General features: G+C 41.8%; 21 protein-coding genes and 5 pseudogenes. 16 read left to right on the top strand and 10 right to left on the bottom strand.

All coding sequences use genetic code 11. From position 1 onward, the window contains the following. The first annotated feature begins 102 nt into the window (after positions 1-102). Positions 103-1,595: pseudogene (locus tag NXM86_RS13470) on the top strand (aldehyde dehydrogenase family protein). A 392-nt stretch (positions 1,596-1,987) separates the two neighbouring features. Here the strand turns inward: NXM86_RS13470 and NXM86_RS13465 are convergent. Together NXM86_RS13465 and NXM86_RS13460 are read right to left on the bottom strand one after the other, a co-directional pair. Continuing rightward, the gene (locus NXM86_RS13465; protein WP_498958152.1) at positions 1,988-2,533 is read right to left on the bottom strand and encodes a hypothetical protein; all 546 of its coding nucleotides are present in this window, start codon (positions 2,531-2,533) and stop codon (positions 1,988-1,990) included. Positions 2,534-2,776: 243 nt separating this feature from the next. After that, a complete protein-coding gene (locus tag NXM86_RS13460) occupies positions 2,777-4,951 on the bottom strand; it encodes an ATP-dependent Clp protease ATP-binding subunit (protein WP_498958151.1) in 2,175 nt (724 codons plus the stop codon). A gap of 213 nt (positions 4,952-5,164) precedes the next feature. Between NXM86_RS13460 and NXM86_RS13455 the strand changes: the two are divergent. Then, positions 5,165-5,887: pseudogene (locus NXM86_RS13455) on the top strand (FixH family protein). Between the two features lie 98 nt (positions 5,888-5,985). Next, positions 5,986-7,029, top strand: coding sequence for a YkvI family membrane protein (locus tag NXM86_RS13450; RefSeq protein WP_081189153.1), 1,044 nt, complete (start codon positions 5,986-5,988; stop codon positions 7,027-7,029). Positions 7,030-7,080: 51 nt separating this feature from the next. Here NXM86_RS13450 and NXM86_RS13445 read toward each other — a convergent pair whose 3' ends face one another. Beyond that, positions 7,081-8,691 carry a methyl-accepting chemotaxis protein gene (locus NXM86_RS13445; RefSeq protein WP_089096995.1) on the bottom strand — a complete coding sequence of 537 codons (1,611 nt, stop codon included), beginning with the start codon at positions 8,689-8,691 and terminating at the stop codon, positions 7,081-7,083. Between the two features lie 140 nt (positions 8,692-8,831). Between NXM86_RS13445 and NXM86_RS13440 the strand changes: the two genes are divergently transcribed. The 7 genes and pseudogenes from NXM86_RS13440 to queF all read left to right on the top strand — a co-directional run bounded on the left by NXM86_RS13440 (position 8,832) and on the right by queF (position 15,116). Next, positions 8,832-10,346, top strand: coding sequence for a spore germination protein (locus NXM86_RS13440; protein ID WP_498958150.1), 1,515 nt, complete (start codon positions 8,832-8,834; stop codon positions 10,344-10,346). A 14-nt stretch (positions 10,347-10,360) separates the two neighbouring features. After that, positions 10,361-11,446, top strand: coding sequence for a Ger(x)C family spore germination protein (locus tag NXM86_RS13435; RefSeq protein WP_498958149.1), 1,086 nt, complete (start codon positions 10,361-10,363; stop codon positions 11,444-11,446). 25 nt (positions 11,447-11,471) lie between these two features. Further along, complete coding sequence (locus NXM86_RS13430) at positions 11,472-12,584, top strand: GerAB/ArcD/ProY family transporter (protein ID WP_498958147.1); 1,113 nt, start codon at positions 11,472-11,474, stop codon at positions 12,582-12,584. Between the two features lie 176 nt (positions 12,585-12,760). Continuing rightward, a complete protein-coding gene (gene queC / locus NXM86_RS13425; protein WP_012749558.1) occupies positions 12,761-13,426 on the top strand; it encodes a 7-cyano-7-deazaguanine synthase QueC in 666 nt (221 codons plus the stop codon). Continuing rightward, complete coding sequence (gene queD / locus NXM86_RS13420) at positions 13,423-13,857, top strand: 6-carboxytetrahydropterin synthase QueD (RefSeq protein WP_012749559.1); 435 nt, start codon at positions 13,423-13,425, stop codon at positions 13,855-13,857. Before queC ends, queD begins: the two co-directional genes overlap by 4 nt. A gap of 2 nt (positions 13,858-13,859) precedes the next feature. Beyond that, on the top strand, positions 13,860-14,591 hold the full coding sequence (gene queE / locus NXM86_RS13415; RefSeq protein ID WP_041269599.1) for a 7-carboxy-7-deazaguanine synthase QueE: 732 nt from the start codon (positions 13,860-13,862) through the stop codon (positions 14,589-14,591). A 28-nt stretch (positions 14,592-14,619) separates the two neighbouring features. Continuing rightward, positions 14,620-15,116 (top strand): annotated as a pseudogene (gene queF / locus NXM86_RS13410) (preQ(1) synthase). 67 nt (positions 15,117-15,183) lie between these two features. On the opposite strand, the gene NXM86_RS13405 reads toward queF, so the two are convergent. The 3 genes from NXM86_RS13405 to ykzS form a co-directional block, all read right to left on the bottom strand. Continuing rightward, entirely contained in the window at positions 15,184-15,360 is a 177-nt protein-coding gene (locus NXM86_RS13405) for a YkvS family protein (RefSeq protein WP_012749561.1), read from the bottom strand. 133 nt (positions 15,361-15,493) lie between these two features. Beyond that, positions 15,494-16,087, bottom strand: coding sequence for a cell wall hydrolase (locus tag NXM86_RS13400; protein WP_062677465.1), 594 nt, complete (start codon positions 16,085-16,087; stop codon positions 15,494-15,496). A gap of 179 nt (positions 16,088-16,266) precedes the next feature. Beyond that, entirely contained in the window at positions 16,267-16,461 is a 195-nt protein-coding gene (ykzS, locus tag NXM86_RS13395) for a protein YkzS (RefSeq protein ID WP_012749563.1), read from the bottom strand. A 174-nt stretch (positions 16,462-16,635) separates the two neighbouring features. Between ykzS and NXM86_RS13390 the strand changes: the two genes are divergently transcribed. The 4 genes and pseudogenes from NXM86_RS13390 to NXM86_RS13375 all read left to right on the top strand — a co-directional run bounded on the left by NXM86_RS13390 (position 16,636) and on the right by NXM86_RS13375 (position 19,233). After that, positions 16,636-17,259, top strand: a complete 624-nt coding sequence (locus NXM86_RS13390; protein ID WP_498958145.1) for a hypothetical protein — start codon at positions 16,636-16,638, stop codon at positions 17,257-17,259. Between the two features lie 118 nt (positions 17,260-17,377). Then, positions 17,378-17,599 carry an SDR family NAD(P)-dependent oxidoreductase gene (locus NXM86_RS13385; protein ID WP_041269601.1) on the top strand — a complete coding sequence of 74 codons (222 nt, stop codon included), beginning with the start codon at positions 17,378-17,380 and terminating at the stop codon, positions 17,597-17,599. Between the two features lie 26 nt (positions 17,600-17,625). Then, complete coding sequence (locus tag NXM86_RS13380; RefSeq protein WP_498958143.1) at positions 17,626-17,871, top strand: YueH family protein; 246 nt, start codon at positions 17,626-17,628, stop codon at positions 17,869-17,871. Positions 17,872-17,971: 100 nt separating this feature from the next. Continuing rightward, a pseudogene (locus tag NXM86_RS13375) lies at positions 17,972-19,233 on the top strand (ATP-binding protein). Between the two features lie 55 nt (positions 19,234-19,288). On the opposite strand, the gene NXM86_RS13370 reads toward NXM86_RS13375, so the two are convergent. Beyond that, entirely contained in the window at positions 19,289-19,927 is a 639-nt protein-coding gene (locus NXM86_RS13370) for a nitroreductase family protein (protein WP_015863251.1), read from the bottom strand. A gap of 176 nt (positions 19,928-20,103) precedes the next feature. On the opposite strand from NXM86_RS13370, the pseudogene NXM86_RS13365 reads away from it, so the two are divergent. Next, positions 20,104-20,364 (top strand): annotated as a pseudogene (locus NXM86_RS13365) (cation:proton antiporter domain-containing protein); the annotation flags it as partial. Between the two features lie 40 nt (positions 20,365-20,404). Here NXM86_RS13365 and NXM86_RS13360 read toward each other — a convergent pair. The 3 genes from NXM86_RS13360 to NXM86_RS13350 form a co-directional block, all read right to left on the bottom strand. Next, entirely contained in the window at positions 20,405-20,533 is a 129-nt protein-coding gene (locus tag NXM86_RS13360) for a hypothetical protein (RefSeq protein WP_015863252.1), read from the bottom strand. 23 nt (positions 20,534-20,556) lie between these two features. Further along, a complete protein-coding gene (locus NXM86_RS13355) occupies positions 20,557-20,952 on the bottom strand; it encodes an alpha/beta fold hydrolase (protein WP_498958142.1) in 396 nt (131 codons plus the stop codon). A 92-nt stretch (positions 20,953-21,044) separates the two neighbouring features. Continuing rightward, on the bottom strand, positions 21,045-21,851 hold the full coding sequence (locus tag NXM86_RS13350; protein ID WP_015863254.1) for a Cof-type HAD-IIB family hydrolase: 807 nt from the start codon (positions 21,849-21,851) through the stop codon (positions 21,045-21,047). Between the two features lie 174 nt (positions 21,852-22,025). On the opposite strand from NXM86_RS13350, the gene glcT reads away from it, so the two are divergent. After that, positions 22,026-22,883 (top strand): glucose PTS transporter transcription antiterminator GlcT, encoded by an 858-nt coding sequence (glcT, locus tag NXM86_RS13345; protein WP_015863255.1) that lies wholly within the window; start codon positions 22,026-22,028, stop codon positions 22,881-22,883. Positions 22,884-22,982: the final 99 nt, after the last annotated feature.

Below are 22,982 nucleotides of genomic sequence, written 5' to 3'. Positions count from 1 at the left end.
TATATTTTAAAAAATTAGGAATATTGTTTTAATGTGGCTCTAAAGGACAGTGTAATGTTTTTTGGAAGTGATTTCAAAATTAATAAAATAGGAGTGAAGTGTATGCAAAATGTCAGTGCAAAAGGAATGGAATTAAGCCCTAGATTAGTAGAGTTTTTAAACGGCGTAAAAAAATGTACATAAACGGCGAATGGGTAGACTCCGTTTCTGGTAAAACGTTTGAAACAGTCAATCCTGCAACTGGTGAAAAGTTAGCGGATGTAGCAGAAGCAGGTCCGGAGGATATTGATTTGGCAGTAAGAGCGGCAAGAGAAGCGTTTGATCGTGGACCATGGTCAAGAATGAGCGCAGCTGAGAGAAGCCGCTTAATTTATAAACTGGCTGATTTAATGGAAGAGCATAAATTAGAATTAGCACAGCTTGAAACATTGGACAACGGGAAACCAATTCGCGAAACATCTAATGCAGACGTACCTTTAGCGATTGAACATCTCCGTTATTATGCAGGCTGGGCAACGAAAATTGTGGGGCAAACCATCCCTGTTCAAGGAAACTATTTTAACTATACGCGTCATGAACCAGTGGGGGTAGTCGGACAAATTATTCCGTGGAACTTCCCATTATTAATGGCTGCATGGAAACTAGGCGCTGCCCTTGCGACAGGTTGTACAGTTGTCTTAAAGCCTGCTGAGCAAACACCTCTATCTGCTCTTTACTTAGCAAAATTAATAGAAGAAGTTGGATTTCCGAAAGGTGTTGTCAACATTGTACCTGGCTATGGCGAAACAGCGGGTGCGCCACTAGTGGATCATCCATTAGTGAATAAAATCGCCTTCACAGGTTCAACGGCTGTCGGAAAACAAATCATGAAGCAAGCAAGCGAGTCATTAAAACGGGTAACACTTGAACTTGGCGGTAAATCCCCGAACATCATTTTGCCTGATGCAGATTTGACGAAGGCAGTTCCTGGCGCATTTATGGGAATTATGTTTAACCAAGGTCAAGTATGCTGCGCAGGAAGCCGCTTATATGTTCAAAAGAAAATGTACGACAATGTAGTAGCTGATTTAGCCTCTCTTACAAAAACAATTAAACAAGGCAATGGTTTATTGCCAGAGACGACAATGGGCCCTCTGGTTTCAGAAGAACAGCAAAAACGCGTCAAAGGATATATTGATAAAGGAATTGAAGAAGGAGCTGAATTAGTAGTAGGCGGTACTATCCCGTACGAACAAGGTTATTTCGTCGCTCCAACAGTTTTTGCTGATGTGAACCATTCAATGACCATCGCAAAAGAAGAAATTTTCGGCCCAGTTGTAGCGGCGATGCCGTTTGATGATTTAGATGATCTTGTTGCAAAGGCAAACGATTCACTTTATGGTTTAGCTGCTGGTGTTTGGACGCAGGATATAAAGAAAGCCCACTACCTCGCACATCGCATTAAAGCGGGTACGGTATGGGTGAACTGCTATAACGTATTTGACGCGGCAAGTCCATTTGGAGGCTATAAGCAATCAGGCATCGGACGTGAATGTGGCAGCTACGCGTTAGATAACTATACAGAAGTGAAGAGTGTCTGGGTAAACATGAACTAAGCCATTCTAGATATATTTCAATATGTAAAAAAGCATCTGCTCATCAAAGCGGATGCTTTCTTTAATATCTACCTCCATATTTTTTGTAATGCCATCCATTCATGAAGGATCTCTTCCTTGTTCCTGCCAAAACAATCGGGGAATGAATGTATATACTTTAAGAATAATTCGTTTTAGTAATTGATACTAAGCTCGATCAAAATATACATAGAGGATATTGTAGTTCATCGAAATGTGAGAAAACAAAGGATTGTCGAATGAATTATGTAAATTGGAAATGAATGGGCTTTACAATCATCTTTTTTATTTATTTTCCGTTTGATTATGAAGGAAGCTTGCTGCATCTATTGCGAAAAGATAGGCTTGCCGCCTATCTTTTCTGTGTACGATATTTAGCGGGATTTGATTTTTGCTTCGAATTGTCTAAGCGTTAATTGATTTAACTCTGGAAAGCCTTCTTCTTTCAAGGAAATGGTTTTTCCTTCGTAAACAGGGTAGACTCCTTGCCATCCCCCGACAATGGTATACAATTCTGTTCCTTTAACAGGTTTTAGAAAGCAAACATATCGGCCCTCAGCCATCGGTCCTGGATAAACTTTGTTGAGAGGATGTAAAGGATCAGGAAGGGGTTCAATCCCGGTTGATAACACGTTAATGATTTTGCCGCCGGTTCCCTTTAAATATTTGTCGACATGAAAGCTTTGTACAAAATTAACGAGCTTCCCGCCTTGTACAGACTTATTTAACGGCTGTTTCTGGAAAGAAGTATCGAACCAACCATAAGCAATGAATGTTGAGCCGCTTACTAAATCCTTTAAGTTTGCGGCACGTTGGATATTTACTGCTTGTTTTGGAATGGTAATATTCTGCGCCTGAACAGGTAAATGAAACGTAAATAGCAAACATATACAGATTAAAAACTTAGACCATACTTTCATTCCATCACCTCATAATATATCTTTGTTGAGCGCTACTATTGTTTAACAACCTTTCTCGTTTTATGCGCGTTTCCTTTGTCCTCGAAAAGGGCGACCTTATTCGCAGGACATTAAGTCTGGCAGTTCAACACCCCATGTAAAGGTATGCATCTAATTTGTAATTATCTTTCAATCTGGAATAATGTGATAACGTACAAGCGAATAAGGATGGGCAAAAAAAGAACCGCCTTTCCCATTAAGGGATTAGGCGGTTTGTTTATGCAAAGGTTTGGCGACAATCGCATCGTTTTCGACATCGATGCGAATCGCTTTGACTTGATCGTTTTCATCCAGCAGCACATCGGCGATTTTGTCTTCGACATGTTCTTGGATGACGCGGCGGAGCGGACGAGCGCCGAATGCTGGATGGTAGCCGAGTTCGGCTAATTTTTCTTTCGCCGCTTGCGAAACGTCAAGGTCGATGTGTTGTTCGCGCATTGCTGCTTTTACTTCGTCAAGCATGAGATCAACAATTTGCAGCATATGTTCTTTTTTCAACGATTTGAATTCAATAATCGCATCGAAACGGTTTAAAAACTCTGGTTTGAAGTATGCGTTTAATGAGTCGAGAATGCTTGTTTGTGTTTGTTGTTTTTCAAATCCGACCGTAATTTTTTTGTCTGTCACGCCGGCGTTGCTTGTTGCGATGATGACTGTATCTTTAAAGCTTACGGTGCGTCCTTGGCTGTCAGTGAGACGGCCGTCTTCTAAAATTTGAAGGAAAATGTGTTGCACATCTGGGTGCGCTTTTTCAATCTCGTCAAGCAAGATAATGCTGTATGGATTGCGGCGCACTTTTTCTGTAAGCTGGCCGGCTTCTTCGTGACCGACATAGCCAGGAGGCGAACCGATTAATTTCGATACCGAATGTTTTTCCATGTATTCGCTCATGTCGAGGCGAATCATTGCATCTTTTGAGCCGAATAGCTCTTCTGCCAACGTTTTCGCCAGCTCCGTTTTTCCGACGCCAGTCGGACCAACGAATAAGAACGAACCGATTGGGCGGTGTTTTGCTTTTAATCCCGCGCGGCTGCGGCGGATTGCTTTGGCGACTTTTTTGACCGCTTCTTCTTGGCCAATGACTTTTTTCGCTAAGTTTTCTTCTAAATGTTTCATTTTTTCTTTTTCATCGGCCTGCAGTTTGCCGACAGGAATGCCTGTTTTCTCTTCGATGATGCGTTGGATATCAGCAACATCGACAACTGGGCGTTCTTGGTTTACGCCGTTTTGCAATTGTTTTTCCAATTTCAACTCTTCGCTGCGCAATTTCGCTGCCAGTTCGAAATTTTCTTCTTTCACTGCTTTTGCTTTTTCTTTGGCGATTTGCGCAAGGCGTTCTTGAATTTGTTTTTCATCTGTCGGACCGAGGCGCAAGTTCGCTTTGGAGCCGGCTTCGTCTAACAAGTCGATCGCTTTGTCCGGCAAGAAGCGGTCTTGAATGTAACGGTGCGACAATTTGACGCACGCTTCAATCGCTTCGTCCGTATATTTCACATGATGGAATTGCTCGTATTTCGGCTGAATCCCTTTTAAAATCGTAATCGCTTCTTCGACCGTTGGTTCATGCACGATAACTGGTTGGAAACGGCGTTCAAGCGCAGCGTCTTTTTCAATTTGGCGATATTCTTTTAACGTTGTGGCACCGACGACTTGCAATTCCCCACGCGCGAGCGCTGGTTTTAAAATGTTGCCCGCGTCCATCGAGCCTTCCGCCGAACCGGCGCCGACAAGCAAGTGAATTTCATCGATGAAGAGAATGACGTTTTTCCGGCGCTGCAATTCAGCGATGAGCCGTTTCATCCGCTCTTCGAATTGACCGCGAATGCCTGTATTCGCAACAAGCGATGCGACGTCAAGCAAATATACTTCTTTGTTTAATAGTTTTTCCGGAACTTGCCCTTCAGCGATTTTCAAGGCGAGTCCTTCGGCAATCGCTGTTTTACCGACACCTGGTTCCCCGATTAATACCGGGTTGTTTTTATTGCGGCGGTTTAAAATTTCAATGACGCGTTCAATCTCTTTATCGCGTCCGATGACTGGGTCAATCAGACCGGCTTTCGCAAGCTGTGTTAAGTTGCGGCCGAATTGGTCCAAGAAACCGCCGCCTTTTCTGTTTCGTTTCGATGGTTGTGCGATATTCGGTTGCGGCGCGTTCATTTCTGAAAATGGCGTTTCTGAAATTGGTGAAAATCCGTTCATCAAGAAATCATCAAATGGGAATGACGAGAAATTATCGAAACCGAAATTGATCGGAATAGTCAGCTCTTGTTTTTGTTTTTCATAACATTCGTGGCAAAGGTGCATTTGCTTTTTCTCATGATTGATTTGCAAATTGACAAATACCGTCGCTTCGTTTTGATGACATACTTGACAAAGCATGAGGCATAACCTCCTTTTTCGCTCTTTTGACTTTGACTATCTTTGACTTTCTGATTTTATTATACTTTGACCATCTTTGACTTTCAAGAGTTTTTTACAAAAAAATTTGTTGTAACCGTGAAATGTTTTTGAAGGAATAGTGAATAATGTACGGATAAGAAAAAGTTATGGTATAGTTAAGTCTAGAAAATAGAGCAAAGGGGAAGTAAAAAAATGAAAAAGCTTTCGCTGTTTTTGCCATTGATGTTAATATTGCTTTTATTTGCCGCCTGCAGCCAGGAAAAGCAAGAGGAAAAGCCAGCAATGCTTGAAGTTCAACTTCAGACACCGGATCATATTGAATTAAATAAGGAAACGACACTTTCTTGTATCGTGACATACGGCGGGGAAAAAGTGAATGATGCGGATGAAGTGAAGTTTGAAGTGTGGAAACATGGAAGCGAGAAGCACGAGATGTTAACTGCCAAAAATGATGGTGATGGCAAATATTCTGTGAAAAAGACGTTTACCGAGCCGGGGACGTATTCGGTTATTAGCCACGTGACAGCACGAAATATGCATAATATGCCGAAAAAAGATATCGTTGTTGGCACACCGAGCGATCAGCCGCAAAATCATGCAGAGGAACATCATGGTGATGAACACCATCATGCCGATGTCATGATGATGCTTCATGAAAAATAATTTTCCGTAAATAAAGAAGCGCATTTAACGGTACATATTACTCATGATGGCAAGCCGCTTGCAGGCGCTACCGTTCGTTTTGAAGTGTGGAAAGATAACGGAAAGCACCTGTTTATCGAAGCAAGCGAAAAACAAGCAGGCCAATACGAGGCAGCAACGTCGTTTCAAGAAAAAGGGACATATTCTGTAAAAATTCATGTAGAAACGGAACAACTTCACGAACATCAAGTAGAGCAAATTACGGTGCAATGAAGGGATGCCCTATAGCGGCATCTTTTTTACTGCCATCTCGTCTTTATTGAACTATGTCGGCATATATATGGGAGTGAATAGTGGACAAGGAGAGGGAGATGGCAGAAGTGGCTGGAAAGTGGTCAGGAGCTTGGCAAATCGCCGCCGTTTATGTCGGCACTGTCGTCGGCGCGGGGTTTGCTACTGGAAAAGAAATTATCGAGTTTTTTACGCAATACGGAACGTCCGGAACGATTGGCATTATCATCAGCGGCATCTTGTTTACGTGGGGTGGCGCGCGCATGATGGTGATGGCACGGAAAGTGAAGGCCGCCTCTTATCAACAGTTTAACCGCTATTTATTTGGCAGGGCAATGAGCCCGGTTATTTCTATCATGATGACGGTGATGATTGTCGGAGTCACCGCCGTGATGATGGCCGGCGCAGGCGCGGTGTTTGAGGAACAGCTCGGGTTGCCGCGGCAGATCGGAATTGTGGCGACGTTATGTTTATCGCTGTTAGTCATGATGTACGATATAAAAGGGCTATTTGGAGTAAACGCCTTGATTGTTCCGATGATGGTGCTATTTAGCGCCATTGCGTTTGGAAAGCTGATTACCATGGGAGAATTGTGTGAAACGAAACTGGAAGCGGCAGACTATTCATTAAAAGCCTTTCTTTCCCCTTTTTCGTATGCGGCGTTTAATTTGGCGATGGCGCAACCTGTGCTTGTGCCGCTGGCTTGCGAGACGGGAGATGAGCGCATGGTGCGGCGCGGCGCAGTGCTTGGCGGGCTGCTGCTTACCGGCATTTTATTAAGCAGCCATTTTGTGCTCTTATCGTTTCCATATGCAATGAATTACGATATCCCGATGGCGGAAGTGATCCGTTCGTTTTTCGCCGTTTTTTACTGGGTGTATATCATTGTGATTTACGGGGAAATTTTTACGTCTATTATCGGCGGCATTTTTGGCCTGCAGCGGCAGGCGCGCACGCTCGTTTCTATTCCTAACGTCTTGTTTTTTGCCGTGTTGTTTATCGTGCTGTATATGGTCAGCTTATTCCGCTACAGTGAGCTCTTATCATTTTTATATCCGATATTTGGCTACATCAGTTTTGCATTTCTTTTTCTATTATGGGTGCGCAAAGTACCGCGCCCGTAACAGCAGCCGTTTTCCCGCATTGACGTGGAAAAACGGCTGTTTTGTTGATGATTAGCGAAAGCGCTGTATGATTTTTTCTAGCTCATGGACGGATGCAAGCAAAACATCTGCTTCTTTAGCTAGTTCGTGAATGGCTATTGTTTGCTGTTCTAATCCGGCGGTAGTTTCTTGCACCATGTTTGTAAAATCGCTGGCAATCGCGTTAATATCGCCAATGAGCCGCTGAAGGTTTTGTCCGTTCACCGTTACCGATTCGACATGTATTTTATTTTGTTGCAGCAGCTCATTTAATTGGGTGAACATATGCTGAAATAATGTAAACGTTTCTCCCGTTTTCCATAAGGAAAGTTTTGTTTTCTCGACATGCTGCTCATTTTCTTGCACCGCCTGCACGGCATCTTGGAGTACTGATGCCATCGTTTGCAACGAAGCTAAAATTTGAGCGGCAAATGTGTTCGTATCTTCGGCGAGCTTGCGAACTTCCTGGGCGACGATGGCAAAGCCTTTTCCCGCTTCTCCTGCACGCGAGGCTTCAATCGACGCATTTAATGCCAGCAAGTTCGTCTGTTTTGTAATCGTACGAATGGACGAAATCATGTCTTGGGCGTTGGCTGCTTCTTGCGCTGCAGCATGGATTAATGCGGTTGTTTTGTTTATTTCTTGTTGCATGGTATCCATTTTTTGTTTTGTTTCTTCAATGAGACGGTTTCCTTCGTTCATCGATGTGAGAGCGCTTTTCGCCTGTGAAACGACGCGTTCTACTTCTTCTTGCATGTTTTGCACCCGTTTTACCATCTGCATGACGAAATGATTTGCCTGTTCTACTGATACCGTTTGCTGTTTTGTGCCTTCGCGAAATGTTTCCATCGCTGCCGCGATTTCATCAGACGATTCAGAAAGCCGTCTTGTTTCCAATTGCTGTTTTTCGCTGACTTGATTGACCGTTTTGACCGCCTTTGCTAGCTCGGTAATAATCGTACGGATGCCTAAAATCATTTTATTAAGTTCGTAAGCGATTTGATGAAATTCGTTTCGTTTTCGCTTTGTCCGCACTTCTGTCTGCAAGTTCCCAGAGGAAACGGAGCGGGTGGCGCTATACCAATGGCGCAGTTCAATGATGAGTGAATGATAAAAATAAAAACTGAAGATAAGGCCAATGGTAATGGTCATAGTGCACATCCATAGCGCGGATAAGGAAAAAATAGTAGTGAAAAGCAGGCTGAGAACAGCCGGGACGATGGAGAGAAGGGAAAAATATATCGGTAAATAAGGGTGGTGCATTAATCGTCCCATCCGCAAATTAAAGCGCTTTCCACTAGGATCTGTCCATAACGGACAGCTTGCATCGATCAGCACTTCCCCGGTATCCCGTTCATACACTTGCAAAAGCGGTTTTGTTGTTTTTGCCGCCTTCTGTCCTACTTCATCCGAAAAAATCCTGCCTTCCCGCAAGCGGTTCGTATGAACGAGACTGTATCCCGTTTCATCTACGATAAGAAAATACTCATCCTGTCCAAGCTGCTTGTCCAAAAACGAACGAATATGATCTAACTGCGCCTCTAACGGACGGGTGTTGTCTATGTATTGTTGCAGCTTTTCTGCCACCTCTACCGCTTTTTTTAGCGCTTGTTTCGCTCGCCGTTGTTTTGTCAGATGTCTCATTGTTGCTTCCCTCCTATGTATTTGTTCCTTTTTTCAATATATACACAATATTTAGATATATCAACACCTAATAGGAAGTGAATAAAACCAACAGTCGATTGGAAGACTATCCCTCAAACGGCAAGTACGAGGGGATCATTATGTCCATTTTTTCCTTTTTTAAAAAAACGAAGACAAACGGTGGGGAAAAAACGCTGCAACAATTATTGAATAAGCTGCGTCAATCTAGTGATTTCATTACAGTCGAGTTTGCCGTAAACGGTCATTTGCTTGCCATTTACTATTTTGATTCGCTAGTGGACCCGAAAGTGCTGCAGCAACACGTTCTCTGCCATCTGCAAAATGATGTGCCGAAAAATCCAGATATAAAGCTGGAAGATTTGCAAAAAATCATACCGATTCAGCGCATTGAAGTAACGAACGATGTGCAGATGATCGAAGAAAAAATATTAAAAGGGTTTGTGGCTGTTCAGTTACAAAAGACAGATAACCGTGTTGCACTCATTAATGTAGCAAATGAAAGTTTAGGGCTGCGTCCAAACAATGATTCAGAAAATGAATTTAGTGTCATCGGACCGAAAGTGGGATTTATCGAAAACATTGGTACTAACTTACATTTAATCAGAAGGCAAATCGTAACGCCCAATTTAGTGTTTCAGGAAATGGAGCTTGGTACAATATCAAAAACAAAAGTGGTTGTCGCGTATATCGATGGAATTACGAATAAGCAGACGATCGAAACCGTGATCCAGCGACTCGAAAATATCCATTTTGACATTATTCTTGACAATTCCCTTATCGATCAAATGCTTTCCGATAACTCGAATTCTCCGTTTCCGCTTTTTATCTCAACGGAACGGATTGACCGTGCCGTTTCTGCGCTTGCGTCTGGTCAAGTTGTTGTTCTTTGCGACGGTTCACCATATGTTGTCATCGGCCCGTCGACTTTTTTCGATTTTTTTACTTCACCGGAAGATTATTATTTACCATGGATTCTTGGATCATTTGTCCGGCTGATTCGCGTTTTTGGCATTATGATTTCCGTGCTGGCTTCGCCGATTTATATTGCGGTATTAACGTACCATTATGAAATGATTCCGAAAGATTTGCTTGGACCGATTATCTATTCCCGTTCTAACGTACCGTTTCCGCCGGTATTGGAAGTGTTATTTTTAGAAATCACCATTGAACTGCTTCGCGAAGCGGGTGCGCGCCTGCCGACAAAAGTGGCGCAGTCGCTTGGGGTCGTCGGCGGTATTGTGATCGGACAAGCTGCGGTGGACGCAGGGCTGACAAGCACCATCATGCTCATTATCGTTTCACTTGCCGCTTTAGCTTCTTTTACGACACCGATTTTTAAAATGTCCAATACAATTCGCTTCATCCGCTTTCCCATTATTTTATTTGCGACATTTTGGGGCGGAGTCGGAATTGTTTTCGCCGTCTGTTTCCTATTAATTCATTTAGGAAGGCTGCAATCATTTGGCAATCCATATTTAGTTCCGTTTTATCCGCTGCGCATTCGCAATTTCAAAGATAGTATTATCCGTTTCTCATACAGCCAAACAGCGCAGCGACCAACGTTTCTTCGCCCGCTTTCCTTGTTCCGCTATAATCCGGCGAAAGCGAAACAAAAAGACGATATCGACGAGTAAGAAAGGGGTCGAATATGAAGCCGCTTCTGTTCATTGCCGCATCGGTCTTTTTACTTGCCGGCTGCAAAAGCTCGCGCGTTATTGATGAAATTCAAATTATTCAAGAAATGGGCTATGACTTTCATGACGGAAAATATGTAGGAACGGCGGTATACCCGACGTTTAAACAAGGACCGATGACAAAGCCGAATTTATTAACGACGTCTTCGTCAACGGTGTATGATTTAATTCCCCGCCTTTCTTCCAAGTCGGCATTGCCGATTGAGGAAGGGCAGCTTCGTTTAATTTTATTTGGCAAAGAATTTGCCAAACGGGGAATTATACAAATCACCCATAGTTTGGCCCGCAACAATAAAGTGGGAAGCCATTTGCTGTTAGGTGTGTCGTCAGGAAGCGCACGTGAGCTATTGGATATTACGGCGAGCACTACTTTGAGCGATACGCTGTACTTGCCTAATCTAGTCGAACAAAATGTCCGTTCGATGAATTTGCCAAAAACGAATTTACATTTGTTTTTATATAACTATTTTTCAAAAGGAAGCGATCCGTTTTTGCCTTATTTTGAGAAAAAGGGGGATTTTGTGAAATTAGAAGGGCTTGCGTTGTTTAAAGATGGAAAATATGTGGGGAAAGTGAGTTTGCGTGATTCATTTTTGGTAAAAATTTTATTAAATGAAACAAAAAAAGGAGTATATCAGTTAAAAGTAGGGAATCGGGGAAAACAAGGCGAGGACCGGGTGATGCTCGAAAATTTATTTGCGACATCCAAATATGAGTGGAAAAGGAAAGGGAACCGCCATGTTCTACATATTTTTGTTCATATTCACGCTTCTGTCAGAGATTATCCGTCTTGGCTCGATATGCCGCATAAAAATATTTTCTCTACGGTGAAAAAGAAGATGGAAGATGAAATCGAGCGCGATATTCGCCGCCTGCTCCGCTATTTTCAAGAAAAAGAGATTGACCCGATTGGCATTGGCGAATTTGTCCGCAGCGAAACAAGGAATTGGAATGCAGACGAGTTTTATCGTGAATATAAAGATTTAGAAATCAAGCCGCATGTAACTGTCGACATTATACAAACAGGGATCGGTGAGTGACGCGAGCGGATGGGGAGGTATTTTTATGAATCAAGCAATGAAAGAGCGATTCCTTATCTCGCCCTTTTTGGTGTTTTTTCTCATTAATAGCACCCAAGTGGGAATTGGAATGCTTAGTTTTCAACGCTTGGTGATGAAAGAGGCGGGGCACGATGCGTGGATAGCTGTTATCCTAACGGGAATTATTGTCCATTTATTAATTTGGATCATGTATCAACTTTTCGCTCATTCCCCTGATGCTGAAGATATCGTTTCTATACACCAACGCTATTTCGGCAAATGGATCGGCTTTGTCTTTAATTTCGCTTTGCTTGTTTATTTCTCTTTATTAGCGTTTACGGTATTGCAAACGTATATTGAGATTATTAAAATTTGGATGTTTCCTCTGATGGGGGCATGGCAGTTCAGCCTTATTTTTTTAGCGCTGGCTTATTACACCGTATTAGGAGGATTCCGCGTTGTCACGGGGGTATGTTTTTGGGGCGTCGTGATTCCGTTGCTCACTATTTTCCCAATGTTGTTTTTCCCGCTTGAATACGCCCATTATCGCAATTTGCTGCCGGTGTTTGACCATTCGATCGGTGAGATTTTTGCGAGTGCGAAAGCAATGTCGCTGCAATATTTAGGAATGGAAATGCTGATGGTATATTACCCGTTTATCCAACAGCCGGAAAAATCGCATAAATGGGCGCAATGGGGAAGTGCGTTTACGACCCTCATCTATTTAAGTATTATGCTGGTCTCGATTCTTTTCTATAATGAAGAACAAATTCAGCATATCACTTGGCCGACATTAACGCTGGCAAAAATTCCAGCAGTGCCGTTTATTGAAAGGATGGAGTACATTATCATTTCCATTTATGTGCTGGTAGTATTTCCAATTATTTGTATTGCGGTATGGTCGGCTTCGCGCGTTGCGAAAAAATTGTTTTCCATCAAGCAGCGCCGCTTTGTTCCTGTGATTTTGTTATTCTTATTTATCGGGACATTGTGGTTCGAAGAAAAAGAACAAATCGAACGGTTGAACAAATGGACCTCTACGATCGGCCTGTATTTCGTCATTTTCTATATTCCTGCTTTATACATATATGTGAAGGCAGCGAATAAAATAAAAAAAATAATGCAATCCAAAAGATGAATGTGGTATAGTTTAAAAGGAAAAAACAGAAGAAAAATTCCGTACGAACGTACGGGAGAGGTTTCTAGAACAACCCTCTATAAAAAACTAGGGACGGCTATATCCTTAGGGGGTATAGCTTTTTTGTTTTAGAACGCCTCTTCTTCTGGAAAAATCGGAAGGGAGTGCATCGAAAAATGAAAAAGGAAAAAGCGATTGTCGTCTTTAGCGGCGGCCAAGATAGCACGACATGTTTATTTTGGGCGCTAAAGCAATTTGACGAGGTAGAAGCGGTGACGTTTGATTACGGACAGCGTCATCGCCTGGAAATTGAAGTGGCAGCTTCCATTGCGAAGGAACTTGGTGTTCCACATACGGTATTGGATATGTCGCTATTAAATCAATTAGCGCCAAATGCGCTTACGCGGAGTGATATTGCCATTGAACAAAATGAAGGGCAATTGCCATCGACGTTTGTCGATGGGCGAAATTTATTGTTTTTGTCGTTTGCCGCGGTGCTTGCAAAACAAAAAGGAGCGCGTCATCTCGTAACAGGCGTATGTGAAACGGATTTTAGCGGCTATCCGGATTGCCGCGATATATTTATTAAGTCATTGAATGTAACGTTGAATTTAGCGATGGATTACCAATTTGTCATTCATACGCCACTGATGTGGCTGACGAAAGCGAAGACGTGGAAGCTCGCCGATGAGCTCGGCGCGTTTGATTTTGTGAGGACGAAAACATTAACTTGCTATAACGGCATCATTGCTGACGGCTGCGGGGAATGCCCGGCTTGTGTGTTGCGAAGACGCGGGCTTGAAGAGTATATGAAAGAAAAGGAGGGGGCAAATCAATTATGATACATCAACTTTATCCGCAAGTATTTCACAATTACCGATACGAATTGAATAAAGATATGCATATTGCTGCCGCGCATTTTATTCCTCATGAGAAAGCGGGAAAATGCGCAAACATGCATGGACATATATACACCGTGAACATTACGGTGGCGGGGGATGAACTCGACGATGCAGGTTTTTTAGTAAATTTTCAAGAGTTGAAAAAGCTTATTCATGGGAAACTGGATCATTCGTTAATGAACGAACATCAAGATTGGTTCAATGATCAAAACAGCAACGATTTTCCGACAAGCGAGGTCATCGCTCGAAAAATCTATGAAACGGTGCAAGCGTATCTTGATACAATGCCAAACAAGCCAAAGTGTTTGCAAGTGTTCGTGCGGGAAACGCCGACAAGCTATGTTGTTTATCGGCCGAAAGCGGGGAAATGATCATGGCAAAAAAAATTCCCGTGCTTGAAATTTTCGGACCGACGATCCAAGGGGAGGGAATGGTGATCGGGCAAAAGACGATGTTCGTCCGCACCGCCGGCTGCGACTACCGCTGCCGCTGGTGCGATTCCGCTTTTACATGGGATGGGTCGGCAAAAGAGGAAATCCGACAAATGACGGCGGAGCAAATTTGGGAACGGCTGTATGAACTCGGCGGTGACCGCTTCAGCCATGTGACGATCTCGGGAGGAAATCCAGTTCTCATTCAAGCGCTTGAAGAGCTTGTAGTATTATTAAAAAATAAAGGAATCCGCATTGCGGTCGAAACACAAGGAAGCCGCTGGCAAGATTGGCTGTATCATATCGATGATATAACCATTTCGCCAAAACCGCCAAGTTCAGGGATGGATACCGATTTTGCCATGCTCGATCACATTGTGGGAAAGTTGGCGGGTGCGGGAAGGGCGTCTCATATGAGCTTAAAGGTCGTCGTGTTCGATGAAATCGATTTCGACTATGCGAAAAAGGTGCACCGACGCTACCCGGACATCCCGTTTTATTTGCAAGTCGGCAATGCCGATCTAGCAGAAGCGGATGATGCGGCGCTGCGCACGCAGCTTTTGGCAAGGCTGGAGTGGCTCGTGGAAAAAGTGGCGCAGTCGAACGAGCTGAACGACGTGCGCGTCTTGCCGCAGCTGCACACCCTGTTGTGGGGGAACAAGCGCGGCGTGTAAATATGAATTTAGGAAAGGAGAAAAAACGATGGCAGGAAGAAAAGAAGAAGAGTTAAAAGATCTTACGCTATTAGGAAACCAAGGGACGAAATATTTATTCGAATACAGCCCAGAGGTGCTGGAAGTATTCGAAAACAAACATCCTGACCGCGATTATTTCGTGAAGTTCAATTGTCCGGAGTTTACGAGCTTGTGTCCAAAAACCGGACAACCGACTTCGCGACGATTTACATTAGCTACATTCCCGATAAAAAATGCGTCGAAAGCAAATCGCTGAAGCTGTATTTATTCAGCTTCCGCAACCACGGCGATTTCCATGAGGATTGCGTCAATATTATTATGAACGATTTAATTAAAGTGATGGAGCCGCGCTACATTGAAGTATGGGGGAAATTCACGCCGCGCGGCGGCATTTCGATCGATCCGTATTGCAACTGGGGACGTCCAGGAACGAAGTATGAAAAAATGGCGGAATATCGCTTAATGAACCATGATTTATATCCGGAAAAAGTAGATAACCGCTAAAATGCGCATCTTTATATAAAACAGTCAGAGGCTGTTCTAAGTGAAAGAACAGCCTCTGTTTTCGTTTTTACTCAATAATTTTGTAATTTTTATGATTGACGACGGTCCGTTCTTGTAAATCCAATTCTCTATAATTTTCCATATACGTTAAATCAACGATGACAGAATTTTCATTGACTTTTTCAACGATTCCGCGCAATCCGTTTTTAAACTCGATAATGTCGCCAACTTTTGCTTTTTTCATATTCATTCTCCTTTTTTATTTATTTACTGTGTTTGTTATAGTTTGCCTTATTTTCTTTTTTAAGTAAAGGGGGCTTTGTCTCTTTTTTTATCATTTCTTAATAAAGAAAGGAGCTTGTGACAAAGCTCCTTTCTTACTTGGCAAATACGTGATTTCCAATGACAATGGTGACCTGCTTAGAGCGCAGCCATTTGCTTTTCGCCGTTTTTGGATTATAGAAGTACACTGAACCATTTCCTAAACCGCGAAAAGCAAGTGCTTCTTCAACGGCGCGACGTGATTCACGGTCTGCCGGTTGATTAATCGTTCCATTTTGTACCGGCGTGAATGCATAATGGCCGCCAGAGCGCTCATAAATAACATCGCGAATCGTATTTGGGAAATCAGGATGATCGACTCGATTCAACACGACAGTTGCTACGGCTACTTTTCCTGCATATGGTTCCCCTTTTGCTTCTGCGTGAACGAGACGGGCTAATAAATCTTTTTCACTTGCAGAAATCGTTGTTTTAGGAATAACTAACTTTTCACCAGGAAATAATAGATCTGTATACTTATCATTTTGTTTTTGTAGCTGTTTTAATGGTACGCCGTATTGTTTTGCAATGTTCCAAAGCGTTTCTCCAGGTTTTACTGTATGAGTTGTAGCTGCACTAGCAGCATGGCCTCCAAATAAAAATGCACTACAAAAAATGGATGCTAGCATCCACTTCCTTATCTTTTTCATAAAATTCCCTCCTTCTTGTTAACTCGCTACTAGAGTAACAAGGATTTTTGATTCTATCATCATCTAAATGTTGGAAAATTGCGTTTTCCGTTGATATTGCTAGTTTCATAGGGGGTATGGAAATTTTTTCGGCACAGAAAAAACGCCGATTTTCGCACTGGAAAATCGGCGTTAATTGATTAGCTTCGAGGTTTTTCGAGATAATGGTAAATGACGTTTCCTCCTCGCTGAGCAATGCCACGGAAATGTTTAAAATCATTTTGTTTTACAAGAACGTTGCGAAACGTGAGAAAATCTTCTTTTTTTACTAGTAGTTCTGAAATTGTTCCATTGCGCAATTCATCGAGAAGTTTAGCGGCTAATTTTTCATCCACCGTTTGTTCACCTCAACCGATGAATGTTGTCACAAATATTATGGTACCGCAATAGTGTTTTAGGATAAATACCCATTTTTTTTAAGGCAAACACCCTTTGCTTGTTTTCACATAAAATATGGATGGGTATGTATCATAATCATACCTTAATGAAAAAATGAAGGGGAGAGGAATATGAGTCACTGGAATTCGTATAAGGATGATCCATTTTTTTATGAACAGGACCATAATCATAATGAAGAAGAAAGAGTAGAGAACAACATGCAGTGGCCAGAAAACAATGCACCGCAAAATGCACAAATGCCAGCTGCACCAATGGAGAATGTGCCAATGCCACCTGTACAAATGCCTGCTGCGCAAATGCCTGTTGCACCAATGCCAATTGCTGTCTATCCTTTTCCATCAATGTGCGGCTGTCCTCCTGTGACCTGGTGCTGTCCGTATCCGATGGCAGAAGCAATGCCAATGCCATCGTTTGCAGATGACGGTTTTGATGGCCCGGATATGGCACCACAAACGATGCCGCTTGGGATGGAAAATGCACCGAACCCGACGATGGGGGATACAGATCCAATGAGTGAAGATCCTGATTCTGTTGCACCAATGACGATGCTGACTCAAGGAACGTTTGCACCGTCTCCAATGTTTCCGGTCGCAGGGATGGCTCCAACCGTTCCATTTCCTATGTGCGGTCCAATAATGCCAGGGCCGACAGCGTATTATACACCAGCTCCTTACTACGGTGGAGCGGCGCCATACAGTCCATTTTTCTCAGCTCCTTATGTTCCATATCGGTAAACATCCAAAAAGACCGCTATGTTACTGCGGTCTTTTTTTGATGAAGAAAATAGATAACTATAAACAGTTTTGATGGTATACTTTTGTTAGAAAAAACGAAGAGAAAGGCTGAAAAACGATGAATTTTTCAAGAAAAGTGGTTATTGTAACTGGTGGAGCAAATGGAATTGGCAAGTCCATTGTTACGATGTTTGCGGAAAAAGGAGCGAATGTCGTGATTGCTGATATTGCGGAAGAAGCAGGAGAGAAACTCGCTTTAGCGTTGAGGGAAAAAGGACTCGAAACTCGTTTTGTTCCAACCGATGTTCGAAAAATATTTGTTAAAATATACGAAATGTAAGATGCTATAAAGGATGGGGGATCAAGATGAAAATTCGCAAAGCAGTATTATTTGATGAACGGACGCCCATAAATGTTTACATTTACGAAAATAAAAAAGAAGAATATATTGTGGTAGCCATTCCTGATCTTGAGTGGTCGTTTTTGATCCGCTATGAAGAAGAAACAGAAACATTAAAAGAACGGTTAGTATCATCATTGGCAAAAGCAGTTCCAAAAGAACATGTAGAAATGCTTGTAAATAAATTGTTATATTGGGTGCACGAAATGTAAATGATTATAGTAAAACCACAGCGGATGAGAAGGCGGTGGGGCTCTTTTTAGCTTCGCCGCTTTTTCAATATGATTCCGCAAGTTAGGAGTTCGATGATACGTGTTCACAAAATCGAAGATTATTATGTTTTATTTATTATTTAGCGTATGTTGGATTATAGTAACCGATATCATACTTCATTTCTTTCATTTTCACCGCGATATGTATTTAATGATTAGTACGGCAAAAGGCGGAGTTTTTATTCTTCTTTCTGCTATTTTTCTTTATAAGATGTTAAAAAAGAGCGAACAGTTGCAAAAAACGGCAGAGAATGAGCAACAGCTTTCTACGTTGATTAACTCTATGCCTGATTTTGTTTGTTTTAAGGATAGTGAAGGCCGTTGGCTGCGCGTAAACGATTTTGGACGACGGCTTTACCATTTAGAGAACGTGGAGTATAAAGGGAAAACAGATCGCGAACTTGGTGAAATCGTTCCGTTTTTTAAAGAGGCATTTCAAGGCTGTATCGAATCGGATAAAAAACTTGGGAAAAAGGAACATTAACTCGCAGTGAAGAATCATTTCAAACTCCTGATGGTGAAACCAAAACATTTGATGTCATTAAAGTTCCGCTTTTTGAGGAAAACGGAGCACGAAAAGGATTGCTAACGATTGGCCGCGATATTACCCAGCAAAAGCTGGCGGAAGCATTGCTTCTAAAAAAAGAAAAGTTATCTGTGTTAGGAGAACTTGCCGCAGGGATCGCTCATGAAATTCGCAACCCATTAACATCGATGAAGGGGTTTATACAAGTCATGCAAGAAACCCGGCAAGTGAACGACACATATATTAACATTGTATTGAGTGAATTGGAGCGGATTAATCAAATTGTTAGTGAGCTTTTAGTGTTGGCGAAACCGCAAAGCCATGATTATAAACCGTTTTTTCTTAGCGATGTGATTGGATATGTGGTCAATTTAATTGGACATGAAGCAACATTAAACAATGTTTATATATCGTTAGAAAACAACATACCACAAGCATGTATTTATGGGGATAAAAACCAAATTATTCAAGTTTTTATTAATATTATGAAAAATTCCATTGAAGCAATGCCGGATGGAGGAACGATTCATCTGCGGGTATGGAAGGAAAATCAAACAATCCATATTACGATTTCTGATACAGGTATCGGTATTTCCAAAGAACGGCTTCAAAAAATTGGTGAACCGTTTTTTACATTAAAAGAAAAAGGAATGGGACTTGGATTAACAACAAGCACGAAAATCGTGCAGGAACATAAAGGAACGATCGAAATAGAGAGCGAAGTTGGCAAAGGGACAACCGTGCATTTGTCTTTTCCAGCTTATGAAAAAAGATGACCAAACGACATTGGTCATCTTTTTTCATTTCTGCTGAACAAAGCAGGCGTCCGAATTATCGTTCTACCCAAGTAGTAATTGCTTCAATAGGCAACCGTGTTGTACGGCGGGCGGGGGCGATGCTTTTTCCGATTGTAATGAGCATAACTGGAATATAGCGGTCAGAAATATGAAATTCTTGTTTAAATTGTTCAGCGTTGAAACCGCCGATTGGGCAAGTTGCCCATCCTTTTGCCGTCGCAGCTAGCATAAGCTGCATGGCTGCAAGCGAGGCGTTGCTAAATGCTGCGTCACGAACGTATTCTTTATTTTTGTACGCTGCTTCAATTTGTTGTGCAATTCTTTCTTTTATTTCTGTAGACATTACCCCCTCATTTACTAACGGATCATATACTGCATCGGTGTTTCTATTTGCTTCTAAATCACCTAATACGGCAATGACAGCAGAAGCGTCGACAATTTGTTGTTGGTGATAGGCAATTGGATATAAACGTTGTTGCGCTTCTTTTCCATGAATAATAACAAAATGCCAGTGCTGCAAATTCCATGCTGACGGTGCTTTTCCCGCCAATTCAATGATTTCTCGCAATTCTTCCTTACTTATAGAAACATTCGGGTCGTATTTTCGTGTGGATTGCCGCTCGTTAATGACAGTAAAAAAGTCTTTTGCGGGTGTATGAATAGCATTTCCCATGTTGTTCCCTCCATTTTATTATGCGATTTAAAAGGATAATTAACTAACTTTTTGTAACTAAAATAGTTTGTTATCATCGTAAATTTATCTTTTGTTTTTGTCAATTTTTTTATCGTGGGAGCCGTCGAATTTTTTGGCGCACTCTGGCATATTTAGCTAATGATTGGATTAAGTGCTTGGCCGTATTAACAAAACTGGCCGGTGCCGCGTTGGGAGCAAAATTCGCTAGGTTTTCTTGGAATGGTTTACTTTCTGTTGTCGCCGGAATGGTTTCCCGTAGTGAAGCAACACTGATTATTGCTGGAATTGGATTGAAGACAAAGCTGTTGTCGCCTGATTTATTTACTGTTTTTGTGTAGTAGTTCTTGTAGCAATGCGTACCTCCGTTATTAAAGGCGATTTTCATGCGAAAGCAAGCCGCTATACAGGCGGCGTAACAAAAATGAAGGAGGCGAATGATGTGCCTCCTTTGTTCTTTCACGAACGATTTTTTTTCGCTTGTTTTGCCGTATCAACACTATCTTTTGCCATCTCCGCCTCTGCTTTAGAAACGGTTGGGTTAGCTACTTCTTGGCTTACTTTATTTTGCCGCCCTTTTTTTGACATTGTTTTTCCTCCCTTCTTCCATTTTACGTTATACAGTATGTCTTCAAAATCCCGTTTAATTCGCAGTGATGTTTGGTTGGAATTTGATGGCGTGCGTTTTCAATATAGCGTAAGGCAAATTCTAACGCAATGGATCCACCGCTAGAATAGCCGCAAATAATCGCTTGCTTTACGTCAAGTGTATTGAGTAAGCGGCAAATATCATCAGCTAGCAGCGGAATCGTAATCGGACGATTCGACGGACTGCTTTTCCCATTGCCGCGCATATCATACATGATGATGCGGAAGTGGCTTGATAAAGATTGTTGATGACGGAAAACGATATGACCCATTCCAGGTGGATGAATGAATAAAATTGGTGTACCGCTTCCCATCTCTTCATAGTAAAGACGAACGCCATCTTCTACAATATATGGCATAGTAAACCTCCTGTTTGCACGACTACTCATAGTATGAATCTAAATAGGGAAAAATATGAAAAAAGAGCTGGCGTTTTTTAGTGAGCCAGCTCTTATTGCATCATATTTGGTGTAGGAATGTCTTTAAGAATCATGTGTATCCCTTCACTTACTGAATTGATCACATATTGTGCTTCTTTTTTTACATTAGGATGAGCATGAGACATGGCAAAGCTGTAAGGGGTTAGACGAAACATTGGAGTATCGTTAAACGCATCGCCGAAACAAGCGATTTCATTCGGCTGCAGGCGAAGATGTTCCATTAAAGTGCGAACCGCATTTCCTTTGCTAATGTTTTTTGGCATAATATCAAGACAGTTCGGTTCTGAAATAAACGTATCGATGTGATTGCCAAACTGACGCGTTATTTTTTGTTCGAATTCGACAATTTGTTCATTTGCTGCTAATACAGTAATTTTCGATGGATGAATATCTTTGCCGATGGAATCAAGGATGTTTGGACATTCATATAGCCCATAAAATAGACGTTTTTCTATTTCCGCTGTATTTTCGTTCGTTTCTTCAATAAAATATGTATTTTCATTGCAAACAAGTACAATCGCTTCCAATTCCTTTGCTTGCCGATAAATTTGTTGTGCTAGCTGCGGAGAAAAAGTAGTTGCATGAAGCGGCAAATTCGTTTTTGTGTAAATGAACGCCCCATTTTGACTAATACGATGCGCTTTTTGTTCCAATTCTTGCAACACTTCTAAAATTTCATTATCCATTCGGCCGGATGCAATTGCAAAATCCATTCCTTGTTCCACTGCTAATTGAATGGCGAGTTTATCTTCTTTTTTAACGTGGTTATCCAATCCAAGCAGCGTTCCGTCCAAATCGCTGACAATCAGTTTAATCAATGTTGTTCCCACCTTTCCTTCCCAATTGTAACATGCTTTTCATTATAGGGGGAGAAAAATGAATATACTCACATTTCGTTGTTAAGAAAAAATCCATATTTATTCATTGACGATTGAGAGATCGTTGCGTAAGATGATAATATTGCAAACGTTTTATTAAGGGAGTGGGGCTTTGTGGAAGAGGCCTTTCGTGTGGAAAAAGTGCTAAATAATAACGTGTTAATTGCTTCACATCCAACGTATGATGAAGTAGTGCTGCTCGGAAAAGGGATTGGATTTGGAAAGAAAAAAGGGGATTATATTGAACAAAGTGCCGTTGAAAAATGGTTCATTTTAAAAAATGAGCGGGAACAAGAACAGTATAAGAAATTGCTGCCGGAGCTTGACGAAGAATTTATCGGGCTGATGAACGAAGTAATCCAGCACATTAAACAGCGAGTCAACGCTCCGTTAAATGAACATATTCACGTTGCACTTACTGATCACATTTCGTTTACGCTAAAGCGATTAAGGCAAGGCCTTGATTTAAAAAATCCGTTTTTAGTGGAAACGAAAAGCTTATATCCGCTAGAATATGAAATTGCATGTGAAGTTGTCGACATGATTAACCGAAAATTAGGAGTCGAGCTTCCGGAAGGAGAAGCTGGATTTATCGCGCTACATATTCACAGCGCAATTTCGAAACAAAGCCTTTCTGAAATAAATCAGCATTCACAATTAATTACCAAACTCATTCAAATTGTCGAACAGCAGCTTAATATCAAGATTGACCGCAACAGCATTCCTTATTTGCGGTTTGTCCGTCATTTGCGTTACGCAATTGAACGCATAAAAAAAGGAGAAAAAGTCGAAGAACCAAAAAAATTGTCGAAAATCTTGAAAGAAGCGTATCCACTATGCTATAATACTGCATGGAAATTAATAAAAGTGATGCAACAAACGTTACAAATGCCAGTAGACGACGCAGAAGCGGTTTATTTGACAATGCATCTGCAAAGACTTGCTAAAAAGGAAACAGAGACAATAGAATAAATTTGTCTCGCTTTACGTGTTACTGATTCGATCAGGCATGAGTAAAGAAGACAAAATAGGGCAGGCAAGAGGAGTCACTATTCCTCTTGTTGTAAGCGT

Source organism: Geobacillus sp. CX412, assembly GCF_027942335.1.
Classification (GTDB): Bacteria; Bacillota; Bacilli; order Bacillales; family Anoxybacillaceae; genus Parageobacillus_B; species Parageobacillus_B toebii.
Note: the sequence above shows the minus strand (reverse complement) of the source record. Positions and strands in the feature narration are given on the sequence as shown.

Excerpts from the sequence above, each read along its gene's own strand:
- NXM86_RS13465 (WP_498958152.1), bottom strand. The coding sequence starts at position 2,533 with ATGAAAGTATGGTCTAAGTTTTTAATCTGTATATGTTTGCTATTTACG.
- NXM86_RS13460 (WP_498958151.1), bottom strand. The coding sequence starts at position 4,951 with ATGCTTTGTCAAGTATGTCATCAAAACGAAGCGACGGTATTTGTCAAT.
- NXM86_RS13450 (WP_081189153.1), top strand. The coding sequence starts at position 5,986 with ATGGCAGAAGTGGCTGGAAAGTGGTCAGGAGCTTGGCAAATCGCCGCC.
- NXM86_RS13445 (WP_089096995.1), bottom strand. The coding sequence starts at position 8,691 with ATGAGACATCTGACAAAACAACGGCGAGCGAAACAAGCGCTAAAAAAA.
- NXM86_RS13440 (WP_498958150.1), top strand. The coding sequence starts at position 8,832 with ATGTCCATTTTTTCCTTTTTTAAAAAAACGAAGACAAACGGTGGGGAA.
- NXM86_RS13435 (WP_498958149.1), top strand. The coding sequence starts at position 10,361 with ATGAAGCCGCTTCTGTTCATTGCCGCATCGGTCTTTTTACTTGCCGGC.
- NXM86_RS13430 (WP_498958147.1), top strand. The coding sequence starts at position 11,472 with ATGAATCAAGCAATGAAAGAGCGATTCCTTATCTCGCCCTTTTTGGTG.
- queC (WP_012749558.1), top strand. The coding sequence starts at position 12,761 with ATGAAAAAGGAAAAAGCGATTGTCGTCTTTAGCGGCGGCCAAGATAGC.
- queD (WP_012749559.1), top strand. The coding sequence starts at position 13,423 with ATGATACATCAACTTTATCCGCAAGTATTTCACAATTACCGATACGAA.
- queE (WP_041269599.1), top strand. The coding sequence starts at position 13,860 with ATGGCAAAAAAAATTCCCGTGCTTGAAATTTTCGGACCGACGATCCAA.
- NXM86_RS13405 (WP_012749561.1), bottom strand. The coding sequence starts at position 15,360 with ATGAAAAAAGCAAAAGTTGGCGACATTATCGAGTTTAAAAACGGATTG.
- NXM86_RS13400 (WP_062677465.1), bottom strand. The coding sequence starts at position 16,087 with ATGAAAAAGATAAGGAAGTGGATGCTAGCATCCATTTTTTGTAGTGCA.
- NXM86_RS13390 (WP_498958145.1), top strand. The coding sequence starts at position 16,636 with ATGAGTCACTGGAATTCGTATAAGGATGATCCATTTTTTTATGAACAG.
- NXM86_RS13385 (WP_041269601.1), top strand. The coding sequence starts at position 17,378 with ATGAATTTTTCAAGAAAAGTGGTTATTGTAACTGGTGGAGCAAATGGA.
- NXM86_RS13380 (WP_498958143.1), top strand. The coding sequence starts at position 17,626 with ATGAAAATTCGCAAAGCAGTATTATTTGATGAACGGACGCCCATAAAT.
- NXM86_RS13370 (WP_015863251.1), bottom strand. The coding sequence starts at position 19,927 with ATGGGAAATGCTATTCATACACCCGCAAAAGACTTTTTTACTGTCATT.
- NXM86_RS13360 (WP_015863252.1), bottom strand. The coding sequence starts at position 20,533 with ATGTCAAAAAAAGGGCGGCAAAATAAAGTAAGCCAAGAAGTAGCTAAC.
- NXM86_RS13355 (WP_498958142.1), bottom strand. The coding sequence starts at position 20,952 with ATGCCATATATTGTAGAAGATGGCGTTCGTCTTTACTATGAAGAGATG.